This is a genomic window from Mesorhizobium denitrificans (genome assembly GCF_003403035.1).
GTDB classification, from domain to species: Bacteria; Pseudomonadota; Alphaproteobacteria; order Rhizobiales; family Rhizobiaceae; genus Mesorhizobium_G; species Mesorhizobium_G denitrificans.
This window is the reverse complement of record NZ_QURN01000006.1, coordinates 342,607-353,056: the sequence shown is the minus strand read 5'-3', so window position 1 is coordinate 353,056 and position 10,450 is coordinate 342,607. Positions and strand designations below refer to the sequence as shown.

6 protein-coding genes and 1 pseudogene are annotated in these 10,450 nt (G+C 58.4%); 1 reads left to right on the top strand and 6 read right to left on the bottom strand.

Annotated elements, in window-relative coordinates; genetic code table 11:
- Nucleotides 1-362: 362 nt before the first annotated feature.
- A complete protein-coding gene (locus tag DY251_RS10410) occupies nucleotides 363-2,324 on the top strand; it encodes a M23 family metallopeptidase (RefSeq protein WP_116623809.1) in 1,962 nt (653 codons plus the stop codon).
- A gap of 124 nt (nucleotides 2,325-2,448) precedes the next feature.
- On the opposite strand, the pseudogene DY251_RS21955 reads toward DY251_RS10410, so the two are convergent.
- From DY251_RS21955 to prfA, 6 genes and pseudogenes are all read right to left on the bottom strand, one after another.
- Nucleotides 2,449-2,527, bottom strand: a pseudogene (locus DY251_RS21955) (flagellar basal body P-ring protein FlgI); the annotation flags it as partial.
- Nucleotides 2,528-2,557: 30 nt separating this feature from the next.
- Nucleotides 2,558-3,856 carry a L,D-transpeptidase family protein gene (locus tag DY251_RS10405; RefSeq protein WP_425373291.1) on the bottom strand — a complete coding sequence of 433 codons (1,299 nt, stop codon included), beginning with the start codon at nucleotides 3,854-3,856 and terminating at the stop codon, nucleotides 2,558-2,560.
- Between the two features lie 343 nt (nucleotides 3,857-4,199).
- On the bottom strand, nucleotides 4,200-6,809 hold the full coding sequence (gene clpB / locus DY251_RS10400) for an ATP-dependent chaperone ClpB (RefSeq protein ID WP_116623807.1): 2,610 nt from the start codon (nucleotides 6,807-6,809) through the stop codon (nucleotides 4,200-4,202).
- Nucleotides 6,810-7,397: 588 nt separating this feature from the next.
- On the bottom strand, nucleotides 7,398-8,171 hold the full coding sequence (locus DY251_RS10395) for a DUF4167 domain-containing protein (RefSeq protein WP_116623806.1): 774 nt from the start codon (nucleotides 8,169-8,171) through the stop codon (nucleotides 7,398-7,400).
- A gap of 314 nt (nucleotides 8,172-8,485) precedes the next feature.
- Entirely contained in the window at nucleotides 8,486-9,370 is an 885-nt protein-coding gene (gene prmC / locus DY251_RS10390; RefSeq protein ID WP_116623805.1) for a peptide chain release factor N(5)-glutamine methyltransferase, read from the bottom strand.
- Nucleotides 9,363-10,442, bottom strand: coding sequence for a peptide chain release factor 1 (gene prfA / locus DY251_RS10385; RefSeq protein WP_116623804.1), 1,080 nt, complete (start codon nucleotides 10,440-10,442; stop codon nucleotides 9,363-9,365). Before prfA ends, prmC begins: the two co-directional genes overlap by 8 nt.
- Nucleotides 10,443-10,450: the final 8 nt, after the last annotated feature.

Here is a 10,450-nt window from a genome sequence, read left to right as displayed (position 1 = left end):
ACTCAACATTAGAGCGAACCTTACCGCCGCCAGCGGCGTGCCGCCCGCGTTGTTGGCCGTATATAGGCCTCACCCCCCAAAACTGTCAACACGCTGATGCATGTTTTTTTGAAAGTTTTTTGACAGGGCAATGAACCCCTAGCAAAACAAGGAAAAACGTCCCGCACTCATCCACAGCCGGTCACATTGGAGCCCGAATTCTGGTTCACCCCTCGTGCCGAAGCGTGCAGCAATGCCAGCCGGCGACATTCCCTGAAAGCCTCGAAACCGGCGGCTTTCGTTGACTTACCCGGTCCCGGAAGGCAAAAGTCACTGCCAAACTATATGTATAAGCGTTCGGGTTAGGGGAATTACCGTCTTTTATGCAGGACACCGACCAATCCATAGCGGAGCTTGGGGACGAGCCGCCGCTTTTGGCCGATGGGCAAAGCGGCCCGCCGGATCGGCGTGAAGTTTCTGCGCGCTGGCTCTCCGGCACATTTCTCACAGGCATTACTTCAAGCGTCTTGATGGGCGTTGCGCTACTGGCCGCCTTGGATGGTCGTGTGCTGATCGCCACGCCGCCGGAGATTGCCGATTTGATGGGCCTGCGCAAATCGGGCGAATCGGGCGAGGAGGCTAAGGAGGAGCGCGTCATCGCCTCGCGGCAGATCGCCCGAGCTAAAGACAAGCGCCGTATAGAAGTGTCGGTGGCCAGCAAGGTTGGTGATCGCGAAGTCGTTCGCGCCATGCCCTTGATGGAAATCAACATGGCGCTTGCCGCAAGCTATAAGAATGAGCGCGATTATCCGCCGTTCGATCCGCTGATGGTGTTTGCCGAGCCGGGGTCAAAGCCCGAGCTTCCCGCCGCAGGCCAGATTTACGCTGCAAAGGTGGAAAGCGAGATGGTGCTGAAAACAGTGCCATTCCCCGTCGAGACTGCCGATTTCGATGAGAACACGGCGCTTTCCGCTGATGAGGTGGAGCAGGTCGTGCGCACCACGGGCGCGATTCTCACAGATGGCGATGTTCAGGTGGCCTCGCTTCACTCCGTCGATCCGGAGCGATTCGGCGATTCGTTCGAAACGCAGACGCTGACCGCATCTTACGGGTTCAAGATAACGCCGGAAAATGTGTCCGTGGCCCCAAAGGAAGGTGCGGAGGATGATATTTCCTATGCGGAAGACATTATTCCGGTAACGGGCGAAATCACGATTCAAGATGCGCTCAAGGGCGCGAGCTATATTGGTCCGGATGCGGACGCTGCAGCGGCCAGGCTAAACGAGCTGCTGCACTCGCCGACTCTCAAAGAGGGTCAGGTGCTGCGCGTTGGTCTGGAGCTTCATGGCGACACACCGAAGATCGTGCGCGCGAGTCTATATGCGAGCGCGGGCGCGACCAGCTCGATTCTCTGCGTCGCGCTGAACGATCAGAAGCAGTTTGTGCCGGCGGAAGATCCTGATCCGAGCCCTGCCCTGCTCGCCGCATTCGACGACTCGCCGCCCGCTATTGCCAGCGGCACCCTGCCGACCATCTATGATGCAATCAATCGCGCCGCCGGTTCCTATGGAATCTCGCGCACCGCAACTAACGCGCTCTTGCGCATGTTCGCGTCGGATGTCGATTTTCAGTCGCGCGTATCGGCCAGCGACAAGATGGAGTTGCTCTTTTCCGAACCGGATGACGACGATCAAGTCACGGATGATTCGCAGCTTCTTTATGTAGCAGCCACGTTTGGCGGCCAGATGCGTACGCTTTATCGCTTCCAGTCGCCCGATGGCAGCGTTGATTACTTCGATAAGGACGGACGCAATAACAAGCAGTTCCTGCTGCGAACCGCGGTGCCGAACGGGCGTTTTACATCCGGCTTCGGCGCACGGCGTCACCCGGTTCTGGGTTACACGCGCATGCATACGGGTGTTGACTGGGCGGCCCCCACCGGCACGCCGATTCTCGCCACCGGCAATGGCGTGGTTGAGAAAGCCGGATGGGCTGGCGCGTATGGTCGTCAGACAATTATCCGGCACTCGAACGGATACGAGACTTCGTACAATCACCAAAGCGGCATTGCGCAGGGCATCAAGCCCGGCGCGCGCGTGCGGCAGGGTCAGATCATTGGCTATGTCGGCTCGACTGGTTTGGTCACCGGCGCGCATTTGCACTACGAGTTGATCGTCAACGGTGCGAAGGTTGATCCGATGCGCGTGCGCCTGCCTGCGGGCAAGACGCTCAAGAGCGAGGAATTGACGGCATTCAAGCGCGAGCGCGACCGCATTGACGAAATCATGAAAGAAAATGATTCGGGCGCGTTAAAAGTTGCCAGCACCAAGGGCAGCGACAGCTAGTCCGGTCGCATCGGCGCAATACCCCTCATCCGCCTGCCGGCACCCTCTCCCTCAAGGGGAGAAGGCAGACAACGTCATCCCAGGTTTTAATCACAGACGCGACGTTAGATTCAGATCAGCGTCGAGCGAAAATGGTGATCTTCGAGAACCGGAGCGGAGTGTACATTTCGTACATGAGCACCGGAAGCGCAGAGGAGCGTCATTTGCAGCCGACGCTCATCTGAATCTCCCCGCTACTCCACGAATTCGACAGTCACCCCCGGCTTCACCAGCTTTGCGAGTTCCATCGCGTCCCAGTTGGTCAGGCGCACGCAGCCGTGGCTTTCGGTCTTGCCGATTTTCGAAGGTTCGGGCGTTCCATGAACGCCATAGGTCGGTTTATCGAGCGCGATCCACACATTGCCGACCGGCCCATTTGGTCCCGGCGGAATGTTGAGCACCTTGTCGTTTTGGCCCTGCTTGAAATTCACCTTTGGATTGTAGGTATAGCCGGGGTCGGTTACGACGCGCGAGATTGTATGCGTGCCCGTTGGCGACGGTGTTTCCGCTGAACCGATTGTAGCGGGGTAAGCCACGACGAGCTTGCCATCCTCGCCATAGGCGCGCACCTGCTTGTTACCCTTGTCGGCGATGATGCGCGCGACCGGCTTGGTCACGTTTTTCCCGATATTCGTCACGCGAATGATGGTTCCAGCCCGATTGAAATTCGCATCGGGGTTGAGCGAGCGCAGAAATTTTTCATCCATATGAAAACGCTCGGCCAGCATTTCGGGCACCGATGTATATCCAAGCCGGTCGAGCTTTGCCTTTTCGCTATAGTCTTCGGGCACGGAAGCCACGAACGGCCCCGCCGCATCCTCGGCGGTAATCATATAGTCAATGATGGCATCGCCGCCGGTTGCCGACAGTTGTTCCTTGATCTTGATCGTATCGGTGGATTTCAGCGGCTGTCCTGTAAGCGCGCGATAGTTCTCAAGCGCGCGATCCACATTGGAGCCAAACCGCCCATCGATCACACCCGGCGATGCACCCACGCGGTCGAGCAAGACCTGCAATCCGGCGACATCTTCCTTGATTGCAGATTGAATCGTGGGGTTAGTTGCTGGCGCCTTGCCCAGATCAATAACCGAATCGCCCGAATTTGCCGGTGCCTGCTGGATGGCCTTTGGCTCGGACGGTTCCGGCAAGGGCGTGCGCTCAACAACACGCGGCTGCTGTCGCGGTGCCTGCTGTTCATCGGGGTAAAGCTCATCCGGATATTGGCGATAGCCATCGTCGGGGTAGGCCCGCTCGTAGCGGCGGCGCTCATATTGCTCAAGTTCGGGATCATCATAGACCGAATCGTCCTGCCACTGGCGCGGGCGTCGCTCGCGCTGATAGCGCGGTTGCGGCGGTTCGGCTGGCTCGATGGAAACGACCTCGCCGGTCACGGCATCGACGATCACGCGATTGCCCTGCGCATCGTAATAGACCTGCGCATCACGCACCTGCGCGTGCGCGCCCGTGCTTGCGCTCGCAAGCAGAGCAAACAAGGCAAATTGTGCAAAACGGTTCAAGTCCGACCCCGCGTCAGGCAATTCGTGGCACGATACAAATCACTCGCTACCATTTCATATATGAACCCGGCATGAAAATGGCCGCACCACGACTAAACGTCGCTGAGCTTGAGCCGATGACCAAGATTAATTTTTGCCCCGGAGTGCTGGCACCGGTAACGGCCTAAACAAATGCCTCAGATTCAAAAACGCAGAAACACTTGACCGTGCAGCATCACCCCGCAATGGGGAGTCGGCCCGCAGGCCAGTCGGAAACAGGCGCTCAAACAAAAAAGACGCGGCGGAAACCGCCGCGTCTTCATCACTGAATCAACCAACCTCAGGCCGCTTGTTCGGCCTCGTCCACGAGCCTTGGTTTGGACCGGAAATTGAGCCGATCGGAACCTGACGTGACCTTCACTTTCGAGCCGTCCAGAATATCGCCGAGCAGAATTTTCTCCGCCAGCGGGTCCTGAAGCTCCTTCTGGATCACGCGCTTCAGCGGACGCGCGCCATAGGCCGGATCATAGCCCTTGTTCGCGAGCCACTCGACGGCATCCTTGTCCAGTTCGAGCTTGATCTTGCGGTCCGCCAGCAGCTTTTCCAAGCGGCCAAGCTGGATCTCGACGATCTTGCCCATGTCCTGGCGACGCAGGCGATGGAACAGGATGATCTCATCAATACGGTTCAGGAATTCGGGCCGGAATGCCGCCCGAACGCGCTCCATTACCAGATCGCGCACAGAGTCCACTTCGCCATCCTCACCGAGATTGACGAGGAACTCAGCGCCGAGATTCGACGTCATGATGATCAGCGTGTTGCGGAAGTCCACGGTGCGGCCCTGACCATCGGTCAGGCGGCCATCATCGAGTACCTGCAACAAGATGTTGAACACATCGGGATGCGCCTTTTCGACCTCGTCGAACAGCACGACCTGATAGGGCCTGCGCCGCACGGCTTCCGTCAGCACGCCGCCTTCCTCATATCCGACATAGCCGGGAGGTGCGCCGATCAGTCGGGCCACGGAGTGCTTCTCCATGAATTCCGACATATCTATGCGAACCATCGCCTGCTCATCATCAAACAGGAAGTTGGCCAGCGCCTTCGTCAATTCCGTCTTGCCGACGCCCGTGGGGCCGAGGAACATGAACGAGCCGATGGGCCGATTCGGGTCCTGCAAGCCAGCGCGCGCACGGCGCACCGCCTTGGAAACCGCCTGCACGGCTTCGCCCTGTCCAACGACACGCTTGCCGATCTCGTCTTCCATGTGCAGCAGCTTTTCGCGCTCGCCTTCCAGCATCTTGTCAACCGGAATGCCGGTCCAGCGCGACACGATTTGTGCCACATGGTCCGGCGTCACGGTTTCCTCAACCATGCTGCCGCGATTGTCCTGCGACTCCGCCTCAACGAGTTTCTTTTCCAGATCGGGAATCTTGCCATATGCAAGCTCGCCCGCTTTTTGAAATTCGCCCTTGCGCTGCGCCGCGGCCAATTCGTTCCGCGCATCGTCCAGTTGCTTTTTCAGTTCCGCTGCCAGGCCAAGCTTCTGCTTTTCCGCCTGCCATTTGGAGGTCATGCCAGCGGACTCTTCCTCAAGACCGGCCAATTCCTGCTCCAGCCGCGATAGACGATCCTTCGAAGCATCGTCCTTTTCGACCTTCAACGCCTCACGCTCGATCTTGAGCTGCATGATGCGGCGGTCGATTTCATCCAAAGCCTCAGGCTTGGAATCGACTTGCATACGCAGCCGTGATGCCGCCTCGTCCATCAAATCGATGGCTTTATCCGGCAGGAAGCGGTCGGTGATGTAGCGGTTCGACAAGGTCGCCGCCGACACCAGAGCGGAGTCGGAAATGCGCACCTTGTGGTGCTGCTCATACTTTTCCTTCAACCCGCGCAGGATCGAAATCGTATCTTCGACGGTCGGCTCCGAAACGAAAACCGGCTGGAAGCGTCGCGCAAGTGCGGGGTCTTTTTCGACGTGCTTGCGATACTCATCCAGCGTGGTTGCGCCAACGCAGTGCAGTTCGCCGCGCGCCAATGCAGGCTTGAGCAGGTTCGACGCATCCATTGCGCCATCCGCCTTGCCCGCGCCAACCAGCGTGTGCATCTCATCGATGAACAGGATGATGTTGCCGTCAGCGGCGGTGATTTCCGAAAGCACGGCTTTCAGCCGTTCCTCGAACTCGCCGCGATATTTCGCGCCCGCGATCAGGGCGCCCATGTCGAGCGCCATCAACTGCTTGTCACGCAGTGATTCCGGCACGTCGCCATTGACGATGCGCAGTGCCAGCCCTTCCGCAATGGCGGTTTTGCCCACGCCCGGCTCGCCGATCAGCACCGGGTTGTTCTTGGTGCGCCGCGACAGAACCTGAATCGTGCGGCGAATTTCGTCGTCGCGACCGATCACAGGGTCGAGCTTGCCTGCCCGCGCATCGGCGGTCAGGTCACGTGCATACTTCTTCAGCGCGTCATAGCCTTGCTCCGCGCCAGCCGAATCGGCGGTGCGGCCCTTGCGAATGTCATTGATGACACTGTTCAGCGCCTGTGCGGTAACGCCTGCCTTGGCAAGAATATCAGCCGTCCTGGCTGACTTCTCGACCGCCAGCGCGGTGAGCAAACGCTCGACCGTAACGAAGCTGTCGCCAGCCTTTTTGGCCAGTTCTTCCGCCGTGGTGAAAACCTTGGCGAGCGGCTGCGCCATGTAAAGCTGGCCGTTGCCGCCTTCCACTTTCGGCATGGCTTCAAGCGCTGCATCGACGCCAAGCTTGACGTCCTGCGCCTTGCCGCCAGCGCGTTCGATCAACGAGGCCGCGAAGCCTTCGTCATCATCGATCAGCGCTTTCAGAATGTGTTCGGGGGTGAACTGCTGATTGCTGCGATTGAGCGCGGCAGTCTGTGCGGCCTGGATGAAGCCCCGCACGCGCTCTGAATATTTTTCCAGATTCATGCCTTATGTCTCCCTTTCCTCTCCGTCCCGCCATGCGGCAACGGTTTGGCGTGTGAGTAACCCGCTTGCTTGAAGCCGGGTCCGTTAAGGAAGAATATGGGTGATCTTTTGCGCTTCACAAGATCGCTACAGCGCCCTTGCGCAAAGAAAAAAGAGGCGGAGATTTCGCTTCGATCTATCCGTCAGGCCCGGCCTATCCCGAGCATCTCCACTCCACGCCGTCATGTTCGGCCTGTCTCGCCCATCCCCACTACACGCCGTCATGCTCGGGCTTGTCCCGAGCATCCAGGGCGTTTCAGATGGCCCGCCAAATAGTGCCGAGCAGCAAATCCTGGGGAGAAGCCCCAGCATGACGCCGAGGGATTTACTCGTCGGAGATGGTAGCCGGTTCGCCATCGGCCTGCGCCGATTCCTGCGGAGCAGCTTGATGCTCACTCTAACCCACGCCTCAAGCCCGGCCTGTCTCGCCCATCCCCACTACACGCCGTCATGCTCGGGCTTGTCCCGAGCATCCAGGGCGTTTCAGATGGCCCAAATAGTGCCGAGCAGCAAAACCTGGGGACAAGCCCCAGCATGACGCCGAGGGATTTACTCGTCGGAGACGGTAGCCGGTTCGCCATCGGCCTGCGCCGATTCCTGCGGAGCGCCGCCTTCGTCGGAAGGTTGGTCATCACGGCGGGGACGACGCGGACGACGTGGGCGACGTGCTTCCGCCGCTTCCGGCTGCGCTTCCACAACCGGAATTTCCGCCTTCAGGAATGCCGGCAGTTCATCGCTGGCTACCTCGCCTTCGTCTGAAGGCTGCGAAGCCTGTGCCGAACGCGGCTGGTCGTCCTGCCGCTGGTAATCGCCGTTGCGATGGCCATTCTGATAGTTGCGGTCGCGACGATCCCGATTGCGGAAATTCTCGCGACGGCCCCCACTGTTGTTTTCGCGTTGGCCGCTCTCACTGTTCAGCGCGACTTCCGCCGGAACACCATCGATCACCGGCTGCGGGCCAGCGCCGGCATCCTGCGCCGTGCCATTGCCATCCTGCGCATTGGGCTGCGTTGCGAACTCCATGCCTTCTTCATCCATGTCCTCATCGTAATCGTCGCGATTCTGGACGTTCTGGATTGGCATCTGAGCCTGAGCCGCCGCAATAATGCGATTATAGTGCTCGGCGTGCTGGAGATAGTTTTCGGCCATAACACGGTCGCCGGAGCTCATCGCATCGCGCGCCAAGGTGGCGTATTTTTCCGCGATCTGCTGAGCGGAACCGCGGATTTTTACGTCGGGTCCGTTGCTTTCGTAGCTGCGCGTCAGAGGGTTCGGGCCCTTACGATTGCTATTGTTGTTATTGTTATTATTGCGGCCGCGCATGCGCCGGTTCTGCTGTTGTGGCCTCATTATGATCTCTTCATGTTGTAAATCATGATCGAAGCGGGCGTTCTTAGCGCTCGCTGCTTCGTTTTTCCCTGCCGGTGTTCGCCCGCTGAGAATGCGTTGGCGTCACGTGCCATCCAAACCCGTTTAGAGTTACTAAAACCGGCTGACCACCGCACTCAAGCGGAGCGTCGTCTTACGCAGAAAGGCAGCTTTTTAATTGGAGCCCGATTCCCATCGAAGCTGCCTGCTTCGTCCAATCCGGCTGGCCGGACCCTATAGATTGTTTGTTCGCGTGCCAAGACCTTTTTTTATGGCCGTAAAACTTGGTTTTTCGACCGTAAAAACACGAGAATACGGTCGTATTTTTCCAAATCGAGGTGTTTTTGCGCGAGAAAATGGCCTTCTTTCGCGAAGATTTTCTCGACTTCGGCGGCTTGATCGAACCCGATCTCCACCGCAACTATCCCATCTGCCACCAGATGCCTGTCTGCTTCAGTCGCGATAACCCGATATGTATCGAGCCCGTCCGCACCACCATCCAGCGCTCTGATTGGGTCGAAATCCCGCACCTCTCTCTGGAGCGTCGGAATGACTTGGCTCCTTATATAAGGTGGGTTGGAAACGATTACATCGAACCTGCCCTCAATCTTTTCAAACCACGAACTTTTGACGGTGGAAAAGCGATTTCCCAGCCCCAATCGGCGGGCGTTTTCATTGGCGGTTTCCAGCGCATCGTCCGAAATATCGACCCCGACGGCCTCCGCTTTTGGCGCTTCATGAAGCAGCGCCAGCGCTATCGCCCCGGTTCCCGTTCCCAGATCGAGAATGCGACAAGTCCCTTTTGTTTCAATTACTTGCTCGGCGAACGGCAGCACCGCATCAACCAGCGTTTCGGTATCGGGGCGTGGCTCCAGCGTTTCGGGTGAAAGGTGGAGTTTCAAGCCATAGAACTCGCGAAAGCCAAGGATTCGGTGGACTGGTTCGCCGGAAAGTCGGCGGGCAACGGCCATTTCGATGGCGTCGATAATTTGCGGAGCCAGTTCACGACCTGGATCGGTGATTGAATCTGTCCGTGTCGTTCCGGAACAATGTTCGACGATCAAGCGGGCATCGAGATCGGCCCCATCGATTCCGGCTTGCGCGAATGCCGCGCGGACCTGTCGCAAAATTGCGCCAAGTGTTTGATCAGCCATCGGATTTCATGTCTGCCATCAGCTTGGACTGATGGTCGGCAATCAGCGCATCGACGATTTCGTCAAGCTCGCCTTCCATGACCCGGTCGAGCTTGTAGAGGGTCAGATTGATGCGATGGTCCGTAACGCGCCCCTGCGGAAAGTTGTAAGTGCGGATGCGCTCGGACCGGTCGCCGGAGCCGACTTGCAAGCGTCGTGATTCCGAGCGTTCTTCATCCGCTTTCGAGCGCTCCATATCGAACAGTCTTGCCCGCAAAATCTGCATTGCCCGCGCGCGATTCTGGTGCTGCGACTTTTCCGCCTGCACGACCACGATGCCGGAGGGAATGTGGGTGATTCGCACTGCCGAGTCGGTTGTGTTGACGTGCTGACCGCCCGCCCCTGACGCACGCATCGTATCGATGCGAATGTCCTCATTGCGGATTTCGATATCCACTTCTTCTGCTTCCGGCAGAACCGCGACTGTCGCTGCTGAGGTGTGGATTCGCCCGCTGGCTTCCGTGTCCGGCACGCGCTGAACGCGATGAACACCAGACTCGAATTTCATGTGCGCGAACACGCCCTTACCCGAAACCGAAGCGACAATTTCCTTAAAGCCGCCAACTTCACCGTCGCTGGTGGAGACGACTTCAACGCGCCAGCCTTTCAGCGCCGCGTAGCGCTCATACATGCGGAAAAGGTCGCCAGCAAAAAGCGCGGCTTCATCACCACCCGTACCGGCGCGAATTTCCAGAATGGCGTTCTTTTCGTCGGCTGCATCTTTGGGAAGCAGCAGAATCTGAATGTCGTGCTGCAACGCCTCGATACGGCTCTCGACCTCTGGCAGATCGGCCTCCGCGAGTTCGCGCATCTCGCCATCAGTCGATTTATCGGCCAGCATGGCTTCAAGATCGGCCTGTTCTTGCTCAGCTTCGCGAAGGTCACGAATCTTGCCGACTATTTCCTGCATGTCGGAGTATTCGGATGCCATTTTCACATAGGCATCTGCGTTCGGCCCGGCAGCCATCTGCGCTTCGAGCATCTCGAAACGCTTGACGACCTGATCCATGCGATCACGAGGCAAGGCAATCATAATTCGTA

Coding starts and splice junctions, on each gene's coding strand:
- prmC (WP_116623805.1), bottom strand. CDS start 9,370: ATGGCTGATCAAACACTTGGCGCAATTTTGCGACAGGTCCGCGCGGCA.
- clpB (WP_116623807.1), bottom strand. CDS start 6,809: ATGAATCTGGAAAAATATTCAGAGCGCGTGCGGGGCTTCATCCAGGCC.
- prfA (WP_116623804.1), bottom strand. CDS start 10,442: ATGATTGCCTTGCCTCGTGATCGCATGGATCAGGTCGTCAAGCGTTTC.
- DY251_RS10410 (WP_116623809.1), top strand. CDS start 363: ATGCAGGACACCGACCAATCCATAGCGGAGCTTGGGGACGAGCCGCCG.
- DY251_RS10395 (WP_116623806.1), bottom strand. CDS start 8,171: ATGCGCGGCCGCAATAATAACAATAACAACAATAGCAATCGTAAGGGC.